This window comes from Orientia tsutsugamushi str. Boryong (assembly GCF_000063545.1).
In the GTDB taxonomy this organism is placed as follows: Bacteria; Pseudomonadota; Alphaproteobacteria; order Rickettsiales; family Rickettsiaceae; genus Orientia; species Orientia tsutsugamushi_C.
The window spans coordinates 42,505-62,144 of the sequence record NC_009488.1 but is presented as its reverse complement, the minus strand read 5'-3'; the positions used below and the strand labels follow the sequence as shown (position 1 = coordinate 62,144).

General features: G+C 29.1%; 17 protein-coding genes and 4 pseudogenes. 10 read left to right on the top strand and 11 right to left on the bottom strand.

The features are described 5' to 3' along the window. Nucleotide 1 precedes the first annotated feature (1 nt). Together OTBS_RS00300 and OTBS_RS00295 are read right to left on the bottom strand one after the other, a co-directional pair. Nucleotides 2-337 carry a hypothetical protein gene (locus tag OTBS_RS00300; RefSeq protein WP_011944246.1) on the bottom strand — a complete coding sequence of 112 codons (336 nt, stop codon included), beginning with the start codon at nt 335-337 and terminating at the stop codon, nt 2-4. 125 nt (nt 338-462) lie between these two features. Further along, nucleotides 463-1,206 (bottom strand): tyrosine-type recombinase/integrase, encoded by a 744-nt coding sequence (locus OTBS_RS00295; protein ID WP_011944997.1) that lies wholly within the window; start codon nt 1,204-1,206, stop codon nt 463-465. A gap of 169 nt (nt 1,207-1,375) precedes the next feature. Between OTBS_RS00295 and OTBS_RS10870 the strand changes: the two genes are divergently transcribed. The 3 genes from OTBS_RS10870 (at nt 1,376) to OTBS_RS00280 (ending at nt 3,581) form a co-directional block, all read left to right on the top strand. After that, nucleotides 1,376-2,199, top strand: a protein-coding gene (locus OTBS_RS10870) for an IS5 family transposase (RefSeq protein WP_157866279.1) whose coding sequence is annotated in 2 segments (ribosomal slippage) — nt 1,376-1,763 and nt 1,763-2,199 — 825 coding nt in all. Because the reading frame shifts where the segments join, the coding sequence is not laid out codon by codon here. Nucleotides 2,200-2,681: 482 nt separating this feature from the next. After that, entirely contained in the window at nt 2,682-2,810 is a 129-nt protein-coding gene (locus OTBS_RS17380; RefSeq protein ID WP_269763897.1) for a hypothetical protein, read from the top strand. Nucleotides 2,811-2,852: 42 nt separating this feature from the next. Beyond that, nucleotides 2,853-3,581 (top strand): reverse transcriptase domain-containing protein, encoded by a 729-nt coding sequence (locus OTBS_RS00280; RefSeq protein WP_232488822.1) that lies wholly within the window; start codon nt 2,853-2,855, stop codon nt 3,579-3,581. A gap of 1,884 nt (nt 3,582-5,465) precedes the next feature. Here OTBS_RS00280 and OTBS_RS00275 read toward each other — a convergent pair. Further along, entirely contained in the window at nt 5,466-6,359 is an 894-nt protein-coding gene (locus tag OTBS_RS00275) for a lipase family alpha/beta hydrolase (protein WP_011944255.1), read from the bottom strand. Nucleotides 6,360-6,944: 585 nt separating this feature from the next. On the opposite strand from OTBS_RS00275, the pseudogene OTBS_RS13585 reads away from it, so the two are divergent. After that, nucleotides 6,945-7,040 (top strand): annotated as a pseudogene (locus tag OTBS_RS13585) (IS5/IS1182 family transposase); the annotation flags it as partial. Here OTBS_RS13585 and OTBS_RS17375 read toward each other — a convergent pair. The 6 genes and pseudogenes from OTBS_RS17375 to OTBS_RS00250 all read right to left on the bottom strand — a co-directional run bounded on the left by OTBS_RS17375 (nt 7,032) and on the right by OTBS_RS00250 (nt 12,963). Further along, nucleotides 7,032-7,160 (bottom strand): hypothetical protein, encoded by a 129-nt coding sequence (locus OTBS_RS17375; protein ID WP_269763896.1) that lies wholly within the window; start codon nt 7,158-7,160, stop codon nt 7,032-7,034. The pseudogene OTBS_RS13585 and the gene OTBS_RS17375 overlap by 9 nt on opposite strands. Before the next feature lie 247 nt (nt 7,161-7,407). Then, nucleotides 7,408-7,635, bottom strand: a complete 228-nt coding sequence (locus OTBS_RS15620) for an integrase arm-type DNA-binding domain-containing protein (protein WP_332370173.1) — start codon at nt 7,633-7,635, stop codon at nt 7,408-7,410. A 1,111-nt stretch (nt 7,636-8,746) separates the two neighbouring features. Continuing rightward, a protein-coding gene (locus tag OTBS_RS10840) for an IS5-like element ISOt6 family transposase (protein ID WP_157866277.1) occupies nt 8,747-9,570 on the bottom strand; the annotation gives its coding sequence in 2 pieces (ribosomal slippage) (nt 8,747-9,183 and nt 9,183-9,570; 825 coding nt in all). A 62-nt stretch (nt 9,571-9,632) separates the two neighbouring features. After that, the gene (locus OTBS_RS00255; RefSeq protein WP_011944254.1) at nt 9,633-10,247 is read right to left on the bottom strand and encodes a hypothetical protein; all 615 of its coding nucleotides are present in this window, start codon (nt 10,245-10,247) and stop codon (nt 9,633-9,635) included. Nucleotides 10,248-11,311: 1,064 nt separating this feature from the next. Continuing rightward, nucleotides 11,312-11,509 (bottom strand): annotated as a pseudogene (locus tag OTBS_RS10835) (transposase); the annotation flags it as partial. Between the two features lie 371 nt (nt 11,510-11,880). Beyond that, nucleotides 11,881-12,963 carry an N-acetylmuramoyl-L-alanine amidase gene (locus OTBS_RS00250; protein ID WP_232488821.1) on the bottom strand — a complete coding sequence of 361 codons (1,083 nt, stop codon included), beginning with the start codon at nt 12,961-12,963 and terminating at the stop codon, nt 11,881-11,883. 694 nt (nt 12,964-13,657) lie between these two features. Here OTBS_RS00250 and OTBS_RS00245 point away from each other — a divergent pair. Beyond that, complete coding sequence (locus tag OTBS_RS00245) at nt 13,658-15,382, top strand: hypothetical protein (protein WP_011944252.1); 1,725 nt, start codon at nt 13,658-13,660, stop codon at nt 15,380-15,382. A 320-nt stretch (nt 15,383-15,702) separates the two neighbouring features. On the opposite strand, the pseudogene OTBS_RS13575 reads toward OTBS_RS00245, so the two are convergent. Together OTBS_RS13575 and OTBS_RS15615 are read right to left on the bottom strand one after the other, a co-directional pair. Beyond that, nucleotides 15,703-15,798 (bottom strand): annotated as a pseudogene (locus tag OTBS_RS13575) (IS5/IS1182 family transposase); the annotation flags it as partial. 27 nt (nt 15,799-15,825) lie between these two features. Beyond that, nucleotides 15,826-16,155: a hypothetical protein gene (locus tag OTBS_RS15615; protein ID WP_332370159.1), complete on the bottom strand. Its 330-nt coding sequence runs from the start codon at nt 16,153-16,155 to the stop codon at nt 15,826-15,828. A 78-nt stretch (nt 16,156-16,233) separates the two neighbouring features. On the opposite strand from OTBS_RS15615, the pseudogene OTBS_RS10825 reads away from it, so the two are divergent. The 5 genes and pseudogenes from OTBS_RS10825 (at nt 16,234) to OTBS_RS00205 (ending at nt 19,543) form a co-directional block, all read left to right on the top strand. Beyond that, a pseudogene (locus tag OTBS_RS10825) lies at nt 16,234-17,032 on the top strand (IS5 family transposase). Nucleotides 17,033-17,799: 767 nt separating this feature from the next. After that, entirely contained in the window at nt 17,800-18,024 is a 225-nt protein-coding gene (locus OTBS_RS15315) for a hypothetical protein (RefSeq protein ID WP_041621048.1), read from the top strand. 156 nt (nt 18,025-18,180) lie between these two features. After that, nucleotides 18,181-18,402, top strand: coding sequence for an ATP-binding protein (locus tag OTBS_RS17755; RefSeq protein ID WP_332370172.1), 222 nt, complete (start codon nt 18,181-18,183; stop codon nt 18,400-18,402). Between the two features lie 5 nt (nt 18,403-18,407). Continuing rightward, complete coding sequence (locus OTBS_RS00210; protein WP_041621047.1) at nt 18,408-18,914, top strand: ATP-binding protein; 507 nt, start codon at nt 18,408-18,410, stop codon at nt 18,912-18,914. 41 nt (nt 18,915-18,955) lie between these two features. Beyond that, nucleotides 18,956-19,543, top strand: a complete 588-nt coding sequence (locus tag OTBS_RS00205) for an HD domain-containing protein (protein ID WP_041621046.1) — start codon at nt 18,956-18,958, stop codon at nt 19,541-19,543. Nucleotides 19,544-19,640: the final 97 nt, after the last annotated feature.

The window sequence follows — 19,640 nt, the reverse complement described above, 5'->3', positions numbered from 1 at the left end:
ATTACTTGCCAACTTTTTTGCCCAAAAGCCTTGGATATCCTAATGGAGCTGGCAATAAACCTTTAGCTACTAAAAAACTTTTTAGCAAAAAATTCTCAGATACCTTCTTAATTTTCTTAAAGCAATAACATAGAGCAATTCCTCCAACCATAAAGGCTAGGCCTAATTTAGCATGCCTGCTGTTTAGTAGTACAATTCCTGGAGCTACTCCAGCTAGCACTACTCCCCATTCGTCAATGCTCAAACCCATATACTTCAACGGCCTCGATAATGCCCAACATAATTTTTGATTTTGTATAATCACCTTCAGCCTCAATTGTAGCATGAGATTTCTCATTCTGCTACTATAATGTTTAAATTAGCTAAATATCTTCAAACACAGATTTTACCTGCAATAATTAGTGTTCATATATGCATGTGCGACATGAAATCGCACTATTCTTACCACAACGTTTATATCAGTCAGATAGTATTATAAATATTATAACTTCTAGCACATTCACTAATTATTTGTATAGCCTTAGACATATACTCTCGTACTAACTCCATACAAGCTATAGTATAAGGTATTGTTGAGTTTGGATTAATATGATTCAATGCTATACTAATTGTCCTCTGACTTTCGCCTGCATCCCCCATACAACTTGCAAACGTCCTTCTTAGATCGTGTATTCTGAAATTTTTTATGCTTGCCTTTTCACAAATTATCTTCCATGCGGTATTTGGATGCGATAAGTGTCCGCTTTCGCTAGTAGAACTTGGTAGTACCCATTTACTTGTAGATATTAATTTCCTTGCTTGCAATATTTCCATTGCCTCATCTGTTAATGGTATATTTTGCGCCTTTCCGTTCTTAGTTTTTGGTATATGCCATATTTTTCTTTCAAAATCTATATTGTCCCATTCCATCTCTAACACATTACTTTTTCTAGCTCCAGTATATAACGCTAGTAATGCAAAATCTCTTATCAATGGACTTGCTTCTCCGCATAATACTTGTAAAAATCTACCCATTTCATCGTAACTTAGACGTCTCTCTCTTGCTTGCAGTTTATGCTGCTCTATCCCTAGAGTAGGATTGTTTTCTATTAATCCCCATTTTATTGCCTTATTAAATATAGTGCGTAAGGTTGCTAGCAATGCATTTGCTGTGGCATATTTTCCCTCTTTGCTGATATCATTGAATATTGGTTCAATATCACTCATTCGAATCTTGCTTATCTTTTTTTCATATAATGCTTGTGCATAAGTATGTACTCTGTCAGCATTCTCTTTCCAGTTTATAGTATATATTTTGGCATACTCTTCAATAGACTTCTTTCGAAACTATACAATGATGTAAAATGGTGTTATAAAAATCTGATTTGAAGTAATAATGAAATTAGATCAGATTAAAGAGTTAAAGGATGAAAAATTTCGTCGATTAACAGTAGTAAGGAAGGGAACATTCTCAAAGATGGTGGATATTTTGAGGAAAGCTGATGGTGTTAAGAAATCAAAAGGAGGGCGTAAAAATAAGCTCAATTTGGAGGAACAGTTATTGATGGCCTTAGAATACCTTAGAGAATACCGTACTTATTTTCATATAGGTCAGAACTATGGGATTAGTGAAAGTTCAGCATATAAAGCTGTAAAATGGGTAGAAGACACCTTAGTTAAACACCCAAACTTTGCTCTTCCAGGTCGTAAAGCTCTAATGAATAGCGATATGAATTATGAAGTAGTCTTGATTGATGCTACTGAGAGTCCAATAGAAAGACCCAAAAAAAACAAAAATTCTATTATTCAGGAAAGAAGAAAAGGCATACACTAAAGACTCAAATAGTGGTAGACAAGAAAACACACCAAGTAATATGTACAGATTTTTCTAACGGTAAAAAACATGACTTTAGATTATTTAAGGAATCCAAAATTCTTATCCATCCTAAGATTAAAGCGATTACTGATATAGGATATCAAGGTATACAAAAAATTCACAATAATTCTGCATTACCAAAGAAAAAAAGCAAGAAAAATCCTTTAACTAAAAATGATAAAAAGAATAATCGTAGGTTAGCAGGAAAAAGAGTTGTCAATGAAAACGTTATTGCTATGCTAAAACGGTTCAAAATTATTGCTGACAAATATCGAAATAGACGTAAAAGATTCGGTCTTAGATTTAATTTGATCTCTGGCATTTATAATTTTGATCTACCTTAACCAGTTTCGAAAGAGGTCTATTATACTTTTTTTGATATCAAATTTTTTATACTAATTTGTTCATAATACATATAACTTGAAAATCACTTATCAATCCTAGATTGTATATATTTTTCGATCATTAGATTAACCTCTAGATTGAAAACTGGCCCCAAATTCCCTAAATTTTTTTTCAACCTATTTTCAACCTTTTGCTTTAATTTTTTTGTTATATTGACAAATATTGCAAATACATTTATAGTTAAAGTTGAAGATTAATTATAAATATTAATAAAAGTTAACACAAGTTAATAGTAGGTTCTATAAAGTGTAGAAGTTAATAAAAATTAACTTTTCTTCTTCCTTATATTTGATCTACCTTTGCACTTTTACCTATAGAACATCTTATTGATTTAAAGATATTAGAAGAACAATATAAGGAACTCGATAGCAAGAAAGCGATAGGAATAGATGGTATAACCAAAGAGGATTATGGTAAGAAGTTGAAAGCAAATCTGCTCTCGCTTCTTACTAGAATTTGCAATGGGAAATATCAGGCTAAACCTGCACGAATAACGGAAATTCCAAAAGAAGATGGAGTCAAAAGACCTTTGATAATATCATGTTTTTAAGATAAGATAATCGAGTCTACAGTAAGCAAGATACTAAACTCTGTGTTTGAGCCAATATTCTTAAAGTATTCCTATGGATTTCGACCTAAATTAAATGCACACGATGCTTTAAGGAAGTTAAATAGACTTACGTATAACTTCAATAAAGGGGCTATAGTAGAGATTGATATAACAAAGTGTTTCAATACAATCAAGCATTGTGAGTTGATGGAATTTCTAAGAAAGAGAATATCTGACAAGAAATTTCTAAGACTAGTTATGAAACTGATTGAAACACCAATCATAGAAAATGGTACTATAGTTACTAACAAAGAAGGTTGTCGTCAAGGATCAATAGTTTCACCAATTCTGGCAAATGTCTTTCTGCATTATGTTATAGATAGCTGGTTTGCAAAAATCAGCAAAGAAAACTTAATGGGACAAACAGGAATGGTGAGGTACTGCGACGATATGGTATTTGTCTTTGAAAAGGAAACAGATGCGAAAAGGTTTTATGATGTTTTGCCTAAAAGGTTAAATAAGTATGGGCTAAATATCAATGAAGCTAAATCACAAATGATTAAATCTGGTAGAGACCATGCTGCAAATTTAGCAAAACAAGACAAGAAGATCGCAAGTTATAATTTTCTTGGATTTACTTGCTATTGGGGCAAATCAAGATTTGGCACAACATGGAGACTAAAATATACCTCAAGGAGAGATCGTTTTACTGAGAAACTGAAAGGACTGAGAAAATATTTGCGTAGTCAGTCAGCTAAACAAGCAAGATAAAACACAAACATTATCACAAGTCATTAGAGTTATTAGGTGAATGGATCAACTATCATGGTATATCTGATAATAAAAGACGAGTAAGTTCATTTATCAACCAAAGTACACGTGCAATATATAACTGGTTCAATAGAATGGGAGGAAAACGTAAGATGAATTGGAAAAGACTAACCGAGATACTTAAAAGAGTAAATTTTCCTAAAATTGGAAAGATTGTCTCAATGTTCTAGACAACAAATAAGGCATAATGCTTATCTTATTTTTGAGAGCCGGATGCGGTAATTCTGCAAGTCCGGTTCTGAGGAGGGGCCTAATTGAGCAATTGGTTAGGCCTGCTTACACAATAATGACACAATATTTTATAACTTTATTGGAAATGTCATTCCCACAGAATGGAGAAAGCTAACTGGAGATAATGGAAAAGCATTAAGCAAAACATTTAAACAGCTTTTATCATTCATAGTATTTAGACTACATATCTATTACAACAAAGATATAGATGAATTACAGGAAAGTTATCAGCTTTTTGAGGATAAGCTAGATATTTGCCAACTCAGAGTTGTGCAATGCTTAGTAGAACTAAGAGACGCAGATTTTATTGAAGTTGAAAATAGGACAATAATTAAAGACAATTTTAAGTTACGTAATGTTCATTGCGAAAACATTGTCTACTGATAAAGGAGCAAAGACATATCAAATATAAAGAAGAAAAAATATTAATTTTTGTTAACTTCTATACTTTATAGAACCTATTATTAACTTACGTTAACTTTTATTAATATTTATAATTAATCTTCAACTTTAACTATAAATATATTTGCAATATTTGTCAATATAACAAAAAAAATAAAGCCAAAGGTAGAAAATAGGTAGAAAATAGGTAGAAAATAGGTAGAAAACAAACATAGGAAATTGTGAGATAATTTTCAATCTAGAGGTTAAACTGATGATCTGGCAAAGCATGCAACTTAAGGTAATCAGGTATATGTATAATGAACAAATTAGTACAAGAAATTTGCTATCAAATAAATAGACTAGTTGTTTAATTAAATATAATACTTTAATAATAAACATTAATATTATGTGATGATTATGCCTTCAATATTATTAAAGTTAACAAAGCGGTTATTAAATAAAATTAAAATTTCTAAGGGAAAAAATTATTCATCATACACGATCCAAATACAATAGGACTTAAACTAAAATTCTTACTTTTAGTCTGTAGAGGAAGAGAAGAAAAACATGGTCTTTAGAATAAAAATTTAAAAAAGATGGGCTAAAATTAAAAATAAGTGTATATCCAGATTTATCTATTAGAGAAGCTAGAAAAAAAGCAAGAGAATTAAAGACATTAATAGCGAATAGATAAACATAAAATGCACGCAAGAGAAAAACGTCTAAGTTACGATGAAATGACTAAATTTTTACAAGTATTATGTGAAGAAGCAACTACATTGATAAGAGATTTTGCATTACTAGCATTATATACTTAAGCTAGAAAAAGTAATGTGTTGGAGATGGAATGTGACAATATAGATTTTATAAGAAAAATATGTTAGATACATAGTTCTGAATTAAGATTGTATTTAATATAATGTATTAAAAGTTATAACAAAATATTTTTCTTTGCAGGATTTTTTTTAAGATTATACCTTTTATACTTTTCCTTATCCTAAATTGGTGTTTTATAGTAGTTTGCCTATATTTAGTCATGACTAGTTTAATGCATTGTATTTTAAATTCTTGGATATAATTGTGGTTGTCACGGGATCGCTTTTGTGATAAATCGCGCAGCTATGTTAGGTAATGATAGCAACTCCTTAAAGCAAAGCCTACTTGATATTCAATATAAAGTTAAGTTTGCGCAAAAATCCTAATTGATTTTCAAAATTTTGAATATTTAAGAAAATATAAAGTATAAAGCCACACTTTTTTACTCTTTTCTAAATACCAATGAGGAATTTTTAGTACTATATGGTCTTGCATGCCTTCAATTTTAGTGCTTTCTATAGTTACTTTACCATCGCTTGGTTTTCCTTTCATAAATATACAACAAAGATCCAGTGGTAGATTACCTGATATTACTCCGCACTCGTAATATATATCGCCAAAAATATTATTAAATTCTTTTTGATTAGTGATTAATTGTTGACCAGCAGGACCGGTAAATTTTTTATAAAGTTTATTATTTTTTAGATAATCTGCTACTTCACTTCCTTTATTAGGTGTGCCTATTAATACTACTTTTCCTAAATTAGGTATTTTATACTTGTGTAAATAAGCTCTTATGACTAGACCTCCCATAGAAACTCCAACAAATGAAATGCTTGTATATTTTTGCTGTTGAAGGCTGAGAGTAATTTTATCATGGATTATATCTACTAGATGCTCTATTGGAAACTTAGTAGATGGATAATCAATGTTTAATACTTTGAATCCTTGTTTGTAAGCAAATTTCTCCATTCCTCTTAAAGATTTACTAGTTTTACTTAGGCCATGTAGTAACACTAGTAACTGTGTTCCTTGATCTTCAGGATAGTTTTTATTCAACTTATTAACAAATGATCTATTCAAATTCTGTTTACTATATATTTCTTTAAGCTTGTGAAATTTTGTATTAGATGTTGCAGTAATTGTTGTCAGCAAGAGTTGAATAGTATTTTCTCCAGAAGTTATCAGCTCTTTAAAAGCGCTAATATTACTTGTATTATAAACTGGAAAAGCTTGTACTTTAATTATTAAAATGCTTACTAAAAGTAAGATAATTCGAATAATCATTATTATTTTCTATAACTTTTAGGTTATTTTTTAGAAATTTGCAAATTAATGAAAATTTTCAGTTGGCAGAGCTATTTTTAATTATTAATCAAACAAAATCAATATGGTATCTATAGTCTATATAACCAAAATTTATTCTACTATTATAAGGTAACATATACACATATGATTATTCCTATACCTTTTTACTCACTTAACATTACCACTATACTGGTATCCAACTTCTTCTATTATCACTTAGCTTATCTATATGTTCTACTAAATTTATAATTGTATAATTCTTTTGGCTATATAATAGGCACTAGCAATATTTGATTCTTGTTATCATTTTTTCATATTTATTCGATATCTATATTATAATACTCACTCTTCATACTTAATTTTCATCTATTTGCTGATGATAGCATCCTATTTAAAATATAACTATCTTTTTGATATAAATGATTGTAAGATTTTAGATAGTATCTCGTTTAGACAGACATTGGAACCACTATATTTAGTTTTTCTACCCATTATTTACCATTCAAATGGTAAACGTTCTTCTAAGATCATGTATTAGACCTCTTTCGAAACTGGTTAACGTAGTTCAAAATTATTGCTGATAAATATCGAAATAGACGTGAAAGATTCGGTCTTAGATTTAATTTGATCTCTGGTATTTATAATTTTGAACTACGTTAACCAGTTTCGAAAGAGGTCTATTGTTACATTTGGTATTCCAGCTTTTTTCCTGATTTTATCCCATGCTTGGTGTATTGTTGAATATGATATGTGTTTACTATTGTTTTTTGGACTTGGCAATATCCATTCACTATTTGAGCATAGTTTTCTGTTTTTTAGTATCTCTATTAATTTATCAGCTAACCATACATATAGCTGTTTGCTATTTTTTTAAGTATACCCCATATTTTTTTACTAAAGCTTATCTCTTTCCATCTCATTCCTAAATATTATTATTACTATGAGCCACTGTGAATATAAAGACTCTGTATACTTCTTTACTTTTTTACAGCGCTTCCCTTCTAACTTTTTTGATGTTGAATACTACTTATTCATTAATATATTTTTTATGCAGTTGTTTGAATGTTAGTTCATTCTGTAATTCAAGCTTCTTCTCTCTTTTGTCTCTTCTTTCTTTATTTATCTTCCTTCTTTCTTCCATTGGATTTATTCCTCTAGCAATATCCCTTTTTAACTTCTGTATCTTTTTTCTAGCTTCTGCTACTGTTAGATCTGGCAAATTTCCTATTTTTATTCTATAATACATGCCATTAATATTTATTCCTAAATATAGTCTTCTAAATCCAGTATATGATATTATAAAAAGTAAGTTCCTTTCTTTTGTATCTCTAAACTTGAATATTGTTTTCTTCTTTGGTTGGTACTTTTATTTTATTTAATGCTGCTTGCGTAAATTTAAATACTATTACTGACATATTTATTACCCTATAATAAATTTTAAATTGAAGTAATTAATAATAATTTATTAATTTTTAAATTGGCTTAGACTTATAGTCTATAATATGATTTTTATTTAATAGCAAATACTTTTGTAACAATAAGAAATATTTTTAAGCAGCATTATCAACTATAAATTCAAGTTGTTTGATTAAAAATTAGCACTCCAACTCGCTAAATATTAGACATAAATTTACGCTATATTTCTGCAATTGATATCAAGATATTATTATCATATACAGACTGTCCTTAGGGAACTGAGAAATGGTAACATTTTTTCGTTATACAAAGAAACATTCTGTAATTCTTATTCTTCCTATAGTTTTGACATATTTATTATATCGAATCATGTTCCTACAAGGATTAGAAGTAGCTTGATTTGTTGTGTAAAAAAATTTGTGCTGTATATGTTCTGAGTTTGAATTGCAATTTTAGTACTAAAATTTCTGCTATAGCTAAACCGCTATAAAACAGTTATATTTATTGAAAAAAGTTTCAAGCAAAATCAAGAAGAATCAAATATCACTGTGATGTAAACACCATTTTCAAAAAGTATATAACATAATTATTTTATAATAGTTATGTTATAAAATAATATTTTGAAGTAAAAATATGTCTGTACATGCAATGTTTTTTTTGAACACTTGTATAAGTGCTAACAATAGCAGTAGAAATAATACAATAATCTTTTATTGTTGTATTGAAAATTTTATACCCTAAAATTGAAAAAGCTGATTGGAGATAATGCTAAGGAGATATAAAAGCAAAATCTGGATATCAAAAAATACATAGTCATAGAATAACTGACCTAATGGCTTTAAAAAAAATGATTAAAAATAATGTAGGTAAAACTAGTAAAGAATTAGCAAGTTTGTAACTTAGCAAGATTTTAAGTGGTGCAATACCCATTAGACCTCTTTCGAAACTGGTTAAGGTAGTTCAAAATTATAAATGCCAGAGATCAAATTAAATCTAAGACCAAATCTTTTACGTCTATTTCGATATTTGTCAGCAATAATTTTGAACCGTTTTAGCATAGCAATAACGTTTTCATTGACAACTCTTTTTCCTGCTAACCTACGATTATTCTTTTTATCATTTTTAGTTAAAGGATTTTTCTTGCTTTTTTTCTTTGGTAATGCAGAATTATTGTGAATTTTTTGTATACCTTGATATCCTGTATCAGTAATCGCTTTAATCTTAGGATGGATAAGAATTTTGGATTCCTTAAATAATCTAAAGTCATGTTTTTTACCGTTAGAAAAATCTGTACATATTACTTGGTGTGTTTTATTGTCTACCACTATTTGAGTCTTTAGTGTATGCCTTTTCTTCTTTCCTGAATAATAGAATTTTTGTTTTTTTTGGGTCTTTCTATTGGACTCTCAGTAGCATCAATCAAGACTACTTCATAATTCATATCGCTATTCATTAGAGCTTTACGACCTGGAAGAGCAAAGTTTGGGTGTTTAACTAAGGTGTCTTCTACCCATTTTACAGCTTTATATGCTGAACTTTCACTAATCCCATAGTTCTGACCTATATGAAAATAAGTACGGTATTCTCTAAGGTATTCTAAGGCCATCAATAACTGTTCCTCCAAATTGAGCTTATTTTTACGCCCTCCTTTTGATTTCTTAACACCATCAGCTTTCCTCAAAATATCCACCATCTTTGAGAATGTTCCCTTCCTTACTACTGTTAATCGACGAAATTTTTCATCCTTTAACTCTTTAATCTGATCTAATTTCATTATTACTTCAAATCAGATTTTTATAACACCATTTTACATCATTGTATAGTTTCGAAAGAAGTCTAATGTTTTTCTAGTAAAAATTTTACATTTATTACTTCAGTACTAGTTAAGTTATCGCTAGACATTCTGATAGTGCCTGCTATAAGGCTTTCTACTATCTCATTTTGATTAAGTTGAAAGTTTTTAATAAACCATTCTGCGGACTGTACTAAATTTCTCTGTATAATTTTTGTTAGTATAGTAGTGTAATCATAGCCGTCATTATTACAATGTACTGGAAATTTAGCTTTAGTACTGTTAAGTAGCAAATTAGTATATTCATCTGAATAAAGTTTAGCATTTTCATTCAGAGAAAGATATTTTTTTGATATACGTAATGCAGTATTATCGTACTCCTCAGTAGTTAAATCAATACGTTCAGTAGCATAAATCCACATTGTAGCAGGCATACCATGCTTATCTTTAGGACTGATATCAGCTCCAAGAATCAATAAGTCTTCTACGATGTCCTCTCTTAGATACTTAAATGCTCTTATGAGCAGTGTATCATTGTTTGCTTGAGAAGATCTGGTATCAACTAATTCAGAATGCAATGCTGTTAATTCTAGAAGAGCTGCCTTATTACCTGCTTGCACATATCCAAAAGCTTCTCTTCGTATTTTATCTGATATCATATATTTAATAACACTTAATCTATGTTTAAAGTTTTATATTAAACGTATAACTGTAAAAAATGCTAAAATCAATAGACCTCTTTCGAAACTGGTTGACGTAGTTCAAAACTATAAATGCTAGAGATCAAATTAAATCTAAGACCTAATCTTTTACGTCTATTTTGATATTTATCAGCAATAATTTTGAACTACGTCAACCAGTTTCGAAAGAGGTCTAATTAAGAAAGTTGTAAAATATGATAAAGCAAAAGGAAAAGTGAACAAACAGCTAACTTAATAAATTCAAGTTGGCTATAATAATCAGAGTTCGATATAAAAAGTATGCTAAACTATATGAATAGAAAGTATTGCAACATAGATTTTGCAATATTCCATATATCGAGCTCAGGTTAACTATAATTAAATTTAAATGTATTAACTTATTGTATAGTTAGTAATGAAACCGTATGCTTGCATGATAGAAACAAGAAGTGCCCTGCTAAGAGCAATATGGCGCTGCACTCAATATCTAAATACATTCTGTCTTTAACTAAGTTTGTAGTTAAGCCAACTCCTAACGCAACCCAAGTATCTCTAGAGCATATTAGAGATGATATTAAACCTCTAGTAATAAAAATCTATGCTTTCCATCAAATATATTATAATAGTAATGTCCTTGTATAGAGTTTGCCCAAGCAACATAATCACGTAGTAATCCTAGCATTAGTTCCATTCTATGTGGCGCACTGATGTAACCTAATCCTATCCCGATACATAATCTCCAATGCCTGTAACACCTGTTGAAAATTTTAGATAAAATGGAAAAGCATTAAACTCAATATCTTCATATTAGCCAAAAACTTTTCTATCAGATTTAAATCTGGAGAATAAGGTAGCCAAAAAATAACTTTATAACCAACAGATTCTATTAATTTTTATCGCTTCTTTCTATCTCAAACCTCATTGTAAATGATTATATACCTATCTGCTAAATATATCGATGGTAAAAAAATAATACAATAGATGCTAGCATTACAACAGAATGATACGGTTGTAAAAGTAATTTCAAAACATTCATATTAACTTCTCTTTTCAATTATAAGATGTAGCTTACAGTCTAAGGACATGCCATAACTGCTCTTGCCAATTTTAGAAAATCTGTTAAAAACTCTATTGCTGGAAATGCGTTTGTTAGGGCAAATTGCTAACTTTGTAGAATCAATGTAATATACCTGTTTCTTCTCCTTTCAGAGAAGGCATTAATACAGCTAGTGTAGCAACATTGTAGGTCACAGTTGTATTATTCTACTATAACTTGGTAAACAAAAGTATCCTTTATACTTATAACTCAAGTAATATAGATAATAATTTTTAAAATCCTTCTTGTCTTTAGTTTTATTGAAGCTGTATTTAGCGTATTAAAAAACATCTACATTTAGAGCATACTAGATACCACTCTATTGATTTTTTGGTTCATACAATTGCTTCTCTTGAAAGTTATTCTATCTCCAAACTTAATTCCAATCTTATCTCATCTTCTTTTTCTTCATCTCACTTAGCATGTTCTGGTGTTGTAATACTTATTCTACTTATGTCTTATATTATTTCTTACATTCAAACTCGTGTTTATTTAAGAATTTTATTAAGCATAATATTATTGATTTATCTGACTTTGATATTTTGCAGTCAACGCCCAAATCCAATATTTATCAGTAGATGTAATTTGAGCATTATCGCAAAGTTCAGGATGTTGATTAGCTGAAAAATGGGCCTTAAAAGCTAATATTAGTGGAGCACAAAGTGCAACAGTTTGCTTTGGATTATCTGTTTTATTTAAATCAACGTTGTCTGGAATGTGATATCCATATTCTTGTAGCAATTTTAAAAAAGTAATATCATCTATTTTATCTGGATCAGAGATCTTAGGATTATATTTTTCTTTAATATATTGAGAGTTTAGTTCTGCATCAGTTAACCATGCTCCAACATTATACTCATGATATAATTGTCCCCATGGGAATAAAGGGCCAGGATCACTCTTTCGATTATATGCGATATCTGAGTGACCTAAAACATGAATAGGCTTTATGTTATATCGCCTTATTATTCCAGAACTAACTATACCTGAAGTTGCTATTTGATGTTTATCATAGCAAACCCACTCCTTTTTTGCATTTACTGTATTAAATCCTCTGTTAACATGCTCAATTCCTATTGACATGCTATTCAAGTTTGTATCGTTTTGCCAGGCACTAACTCCTGCATGATAAGCAATTTTGTTTTCTGGAACAAAAGATATTAAAATTCCTGCTGGTGTTTTTCCTTCCTCTGCTTCAGTAATTACTATATGAGAGCTAACTTGACCTAATAAAGGTTTGTTAACAGTAAACTCTTGCGCTGTACTTGAAAAATTGCATACTGTGTAATGCATAATTAGGTACTTTATAGAAGTATCTTGATTTCGCTGAGTATAATGGTTGCGGTTATCTTCATTTTCAGGAAATTCATCTATTGCATACCCTGTAATTCCATAATCAGAAAATTGAGAAACATAAATGCCAGTATTTTTATCTGAAGGAAACGCATGTTTAAAAACATTTACTTGTTCTATAGGAGTATGCTGTATTTTTTTATGATGCTGGCTTGATATTGTAGTCGGTAATTGACTTTTCTGAGGAATATTGGACTTATTAACTACTAACGCATTATCAACAATAACATGTTGTAATAGTTGCAATAGTGGCAAATAAAGCATGTTTTATTTAATAATTGTTGAACAGGTATAATAAACTGAGTATAGCATTGTTAACTATAAGCTTGCAATCAGTATAGCACTTGGTTAAAGTTGAAAGTTTATATTATTGCAATAATGTTATACCGTTATAAAAATAATTAAAGTTACGATGTAAGAAGTTAAAAACATAATATGAAGGCATATGCATGGTATTAACAAGAGATTATATCTTGAGTACATATTGCCTTATATGCAAGGTTCTAGCTATTGTCGTATAGACGTTAATGTTTGCATCTACTACTCGTTCACTTGCTATTTCTTCTTTCAAACATATCACAGTTATAGTAATTTAGGTTGAATTAGATATCTATAGCTTAAATTATTAAGGTTACGTAAAGTAGCTAACTTATTTAACGACTTTTTTAATGCTGTCTTTTTATTTCACAAAGTGTAACTACCTTAACAATTTAAGCTATATGATTTCCTACCTATAGTTACTTCTTCTAAACTATATATGCTTTTATTAGGCCTATTTCTAGTAGAAAATCACATATATCTCAACCTACAAATTACTATAATATCAAACTCGTGTTATCTCATTCTACTAATTTACTAGAATTGACTATTTTTCGTATGTATTATACAAATAAATATCAACTAGAAATTTATTATACTTAAATTAACAAAGGAGCTATGTATGAGATGTAGCTTTGACCAATACATTGGTAACCGTCATGAAATAAAAAAAAACTTAGAAAAAAATCCAGCACTTAGGCCTTTTTTTAGTGAAATTTTAAAAAAAAATTGTTATCCAGAAAGCGATTTTGACAATCTATTTCGTCAGATAAATTTAGATACCTTAGGTAGCTTAATACAACAAGTTAGAATAAAATCTTATAGTATTTCTAACATATTACGTTACTTCACTTTAGATATTTTACAGGAAGTATTGCAAGTATTACTTTTAAATTTTAAGACACTAAAAAGATTAAATAAAGACTTAGGAATCGAATTTTCTAATATCTCCAGTATGTTATCTAAAACAAAAAGAGATGAATTATATGTCCTACAAGAAACATTAAAAGTATTAGAATTAGAGTCAAATCTAGCTATATTAAACAGCTTGAACAGCTTAGGAATTACATTCTCTAGTATCTCAAGCATGTTAACTCAGACAAGTCATAATACACCCCATGCTTTACAAGAAACATTAAAAGTGTTAGGGGCAGACTCAAATCTAGCTACATTAAAAAAATTAAAAGACTTAGATATAAAATTTCCTAATATATCAAGTATGCTATCTGGAGCAAAAAGTGCTACGCCATATGCTTTACAAGAAACATTAAAAGTATTAGAGTTGGAATCAAATTTAGCTATATTAAATAGCTTAAAAGGCTTGGGAATAATATTTTCTAATATTTCTAATATACTATCTAGAACTGGAAGAAAGACTCCACATACTTTGCAAGAAACATTAAAAGTATTAGGATTAGAGTCAAATTTTACAACATTAAAAAAATTAAAAGACTTAGATATAATGTTTTCTAATGTATCAGGTATATTGTCTAGTTCAGGATATCAAGGACCATATGCTTTGCAAAAGATATTAAAAGTATTAGGGCTAGAGTCAAATTTAATAACATTAAAAAAATTAAAAGACTTAGATATAATATTTTCTAATATTTCAAGTATGTTATACAGATGCGGAAGTAATGCTCCACATACTTTGCAAAAAACATTAAAAGTATTGGGTGCAGAGTCAAATTTAGCTACATTAAAAAAGTTAAAAGACTTAGGAATAAAATTATCTAATATCTTCTATACATTATCTTGTGCAGGTACTAATGCACCAGATGCTTTGGAAAAAAACTTTAAAGTATTAGAGGTATCTGTATTAGAAAAATTAACAACATGGAAAATATACGGTTCTTATATATTCAATTATGAATTGTTAAGTGCTGGAGTTACTACACCAGATGCTTTTGCAGAATTTGTAAACAAAAAGATAAACTTATATCATAATAGTAAAGAGATACATGTTAATAATAACCATGATAATGGAATGAATGAAACATTACAGGTATTAACAAATACTTTGTACAATCAAGCTCAACCAATAGATAAATCTCAAAAAAAGAATTCTGAAGAGCTGCTAAACCAAACTACTAACAAAAAAGTTATGCAAGTAGAAACAACCGTAACATTATTAGATCATAATTATAGTTGCAATACCACTGCTCCCATATTAATGCATAGTCCATTATATCATCAGAATGTAATATTAACAGATATTCAAGAAACTAATGATGACCTGAATATATTAGAAGATCATGATGTAAATTATATCTTACAACATCATGATGACATAAATCAGCTAGTAGAAAAACTACCAGGAAATAATATTGAAGATTTACTAAGTTAAACTCATAATTAATGTAAAGCTATAGTAACAAATTTTGAAAGAGATTTTGCTGATGCCTCAAACATAACTCTACCAGATTTATGATGCTTTTAGAATAAGACTAATACTATAAACCCCAGATTAGCATAAGAAAAAATATGAAGTGTAGTGAATAAAAAGTATATAAAGAAAAAATGTTGAGTTATAAAGAAAAATTTAAATAAAAAGTAAAATAACTCAACATGAAAAAATGCACTACAACAGATACTATTTAATAGACAATTATAGCCTAGAATTGCTACATTAGCTGTATTAATACATTAGACCTCTTTCGAAACTGGTTAACGTAGTTCAAAATTATAAATACCAGAGATCAAATTAAATCTAAGACCGAATCTTTCACGTCTATTTCGATATTTATCAGCAATAATTTTGAACTACGTTAACCAGTTTCGAAAGAGGGTCTATTGATTTGTTTCTCTGTGAAACAGTTTTAGGTTGCTCAAATGGTGTAACTTGTAATTCTTGAATCTCGTATCCATATACATTTTGTACATTTGTAATATCTTTGATTTATCACATTCTGTTAGTGTAATATTCTTAAGTAATTTAACAAAAAAACTAGTTCGAACTGCTGGTCCAAAACTACAAGTAGTTAGTAATTCATTTGCTAAGGCTTTTGCCATATGGTTTAGCACTGCTATCTTATTTGCAAAATGACGGTTTGGATATTTATTTGATAATTTCAGCAGTAATTGATTTATGAAGTATATGTTGAAGCTTTTGCTAGCCATTGAATGCAGTATAATTGCATCTTCTTGTGTTAGTGGATAATATAACTCTGCTAATTTTTTTCTTTTGAGCAAGCACTCATTAGACTTCTAGAGGATGAAAAATTTCATCGATTAACAGGAGTAAGGAAGGGAACATTCTCAAAGATGGTGGATATTTTGAGACAAGCTGATGGTCTTAAGAAATCAAAAGGTAGGGGTAAAAATAAGCTCAATTTCGATGAACAGTTGCTGATGGACTTAGAATACCTTAGAGAATACCGTACTTATTTTCATATAGGTCAGAACTATGGAATTAGTGAAAGTTCAGCATATAAAGCTGTTAAATGGGTAGAAGATACACTAGTTAAACACCCAAACTTTGCTGCTCTTCCAGGTCGTAAAGCTCTAATGAAGAGTGATATGAATTATGAAGTAGTCTTGATTGATGCTACTGAGACTCCTATAGAAAGACCTAAAAAAACAAAAATTCTATTATTCAGGAAAGAAGAAAAGGCATACACTAAAAACTCAAATAGTGGTAGACAAGAAAACGCACCAAGTAATATGTACAGATTTTTCTAACGGTAAAAAACATGACTTTAGATTATTTAAGAAATCCAAAATTCTTATCCATCCTAAGGTTAAAGCGATTACTGATACAGGATATCAAGGTATACAAAAAATTCACAATAATTCTGCATTACCAAAGAAAAAAAATTCTTTAACTAAAAATGATAAAAAGAATAATCTTGGTTAGCAGGATAATGAGTTGTTAATGAAAACGTTATTGGTATGCAAACGGTTCAAAATTATTGCTGACAAATATCGAAATAGACGTAAAAGATTCGGTTTTAGATTTAATTTGATCTCTGGCATTTATAATTTTGAACTACCTTAACCAGTTTCGAAAGAGGTCTATTTGAATCTAATAGATGAAAACTCAAAGTGTGCTAATAATTTAGCAGAGATGCTCTTTCAAAAAAATAAGGAATATATGCAATTTGATATGATTTGTACTGAATTTGATAGGTTGCAAAGCGGTCAATCTATTTGACATTATGGATATATGGTTTACCATGATATTCATGTATTAGTTGCAAAGGTATTAATAAAATTTGGAATTGATTTACAAAAATATAAATCATACGTTGAAAATTTTACATCTGTACATGATAGCCTTATTCCATTATTGTGCAAGCAAATCAATCCAAATGGTTATAAAAAGTACTTTAAAAACCTACCTAATAAGTTAAGTAATTATTGAAGTCAGAGCTTTCTGATTGGTATTTGTATGCTTATTTTGATGAAGATGATGGGGTAGACTATAATATTACAATAGACCTACATGATGTATTTTTATTAATTATGAGAACATAGAATATGCTGTCATATTGTAATCTATTAAGAAAAAATATTACAGCTTACTAAAGTTAGTAGTATTCTTTCTGCAATAAAACATACTAAATATTACGAAGATTTTCATATTTTACACGAAGATTTACATGTAGTATTAAATAGAATCGATTATCTAAGGAAAAAAGATAATGCTCAAGAATTTGATAAACAGGAAATTGAAGCCCTATCAAACTTTATTAGTAATAAAATTATTTTATCTATTGCAACTGGCGAAGAATCTGAAGAAGCAATAGCTTCATAGAATATTTTATGAATAAATGTAACAGCATAACACATTTTGAAGAACTCTTGAATGAAAATATGCTAGAAGACAAAGCTAATAAGGCTCTTGAATCTATGCTATATCAAACAACAGAAGATACTTTTAAAGCAAATATTTCTAGCTTAGCAACTAAAATTGCAGAACTAACAGATGGAGTAGTACTTTCATTTGATTTTGAGATAAAGTTAATAAACTTAACCATAGGAGAATAATGTTGAAAATAACAATATTGAAGAAAAAACGAAACAAACAAATCTGTATAATCGGCTTGAAGCAGGCAAATTAGCAAGAATAAGTTGTATAGATTTGATTCAATATATTAGGCATAAAGTAAATGCTTGTACCGTTAGCAAGTTGAATTAAGATTCATAGTACGTGATAACGGAAAAGGTATTTCACAAGAAAAACTACAAGAAATAAATGCAAAATTTACTGATTTGCATCCAGCATTAGAGTATCCAGAAATATTAAACTCGAGTCTAGAATTTGCAAATTACATTGTTAACAAACTAAGTGGCAAATTAGAAATAAAGAGCGAGGCAAATAAGTTCACAGCTATTACTTGCGATATACCAGTACAACTTAATTAAAAGATATGGAAGCATTTTATGAGTCATACTATAAAATCTGGAGATTTTGGTATTCAGGCAAAAGTAAATGTAATATTAGAGCACTGAAGCCATTCACAGAAAATAAAGGAATAAATCTTAGCTGCAATTTTAAAAATGATATAAAAGATTTAATCATTGTAAATAGTATTCAAATACAGGCAGTACTAACACTATTAATTTGCAATGCTACTAATAGTAAATGCAGCGAAATTAGTGTTGAAGTTGATTTGCTACCTTCTACAAATCAAAAGACAAATTATAGAATATTACAATTAATTGTTCGTAATAATGGAATTGGAATTTCAGCTGAGAAAGTGAAAAAGATAAATAATGAGCTCAGAAACTTACATATCAAAAGCTATGCAGTACTAGGATCTGAATTACTACTCGTTAAACAGTTTATACATGAAATTACTGGAAAAATTAAACTAGAAAGTAAGCAAGGCAAGTATACAGCCTTCACGTATAGTATACCTATAGAAGTTCATTGAGAAACTGAAAATTAGAATTATTAATGGAGATGGAGGAAATAATGTTGGCATTTTTAAATTGTGAACATATCAATAAACTACTTGATAAGCTGGACTTGATTAATCATAGTTTTAATAAACACATTGATCTTGATAAAGTAAAAAAAGCTATATTTTATGCAAAAAAATATCATAGCAATCAAAAGCGAGATACAGGAGAACTATACTACACACATCCATTAGAAGTAGCCCACATGGTATCAGACCACACCTTTAAAACTGATATAATTATTACTGCAATATTACACGATGTAATTGAGGATACAAAACTAACCAAAGAAAAGATAGCAATGGAATTTAATAATAACATTGCCGAGCAAGTTCTAGCTCTTATAAGAAACATATGTGGTAAGAAAACCAGTTCCATGAAAATGATTAAAACATTAGTGAATCAAGATAAAGTAGAGCTATTACTAATCAAACTATTGGACAGATTGGATAATATTAAAACTATATTCATAAAGCCAGCCAAAAGAAGACAAGAAATCATACTAGAAACGCAGCAAGAATTTATACCTCTTGCTGAATACCTTAAATTACCAGAGATTGCTATAGAGCTAAATAAATACTGTGAGCTTTATGCTACCTAATAAACTAAAGTTTAATAGGGGGTTAATGTAGTGAATTGCAGAAATTAAAATTCAATAAGAGAATGTTCATGTAAGTTATTTTGTTGTATAATTTAAA

What these genes read in the sequence shown, in the direction of transcription:
- OTBS_RS00300 (WP_011944246.1), bottom strand. Translation starts at nt 337, where the DNA reads ATGAGAAATCTCATGCTACAATTGAGGCTGAAGGTGATTATACAAAAT.
- OTBS_RS00295 (WP_011944997.1), bottom strand. Translation starts at nt 1,206, where the DNA reads ATGAGTGATATTGAACCAATATTCAATGATATCAGCAAAGAGGGAAAA.
- OTBS_RS00275 (WP_011944255.1), bottom strand. Translation starts at nt 6,359, where the DNA reads ATGATTATTCGAATTATCTTACTTTTAGTAAGCATTTTAATAATTAAA.
- OTBS_RS00255 (WP_011944254.1), bottom strand. Translation starts at nt 10,247, where the DNA reads ATGATATCAGATAAAATACGAAGAGAAGCTTTTGGATATGTGCAAGCA.
- OTBS_RS00245 (WP_011944252.1), top strand. Translation starts at nt 13,658, where the DNA reads ATGAGATGTAGCTTTGACCAATACATTGGTAACCGTCATGAAATAAAA.
- OTBS_RS15615 (WP_332370159.1), bottom strand. Translation starts at nt 16,155, where the DNA reads ATGGCTAGCAAAAGCTTCAACATATACTTCATAAATCAATTACTGCTG.
- OTBS_RS15315 (WP_041621048.1), top strand. Translation starts at nt 17,800, where the DNA reads ATGAATAAATGTAACAGCATAACACATTTTGAAGAACTCTTGAATGAA.
- OTBS_RS00210 (WP_041621047.1), top strand. Translation starts at nt 18,408, where the DNA reads ATGGAAGCATTTTATGAGTCATACTATAAAATCTGGAGATTTTGGTAT.
- OTBS_RS00205 (WP_041621046.1), top strand. Translation starts at nt 18,956, where the DNA reads ATGTTGGCATTTTTAAATTGTGAACATATCAATAAACTACTTGATAAG.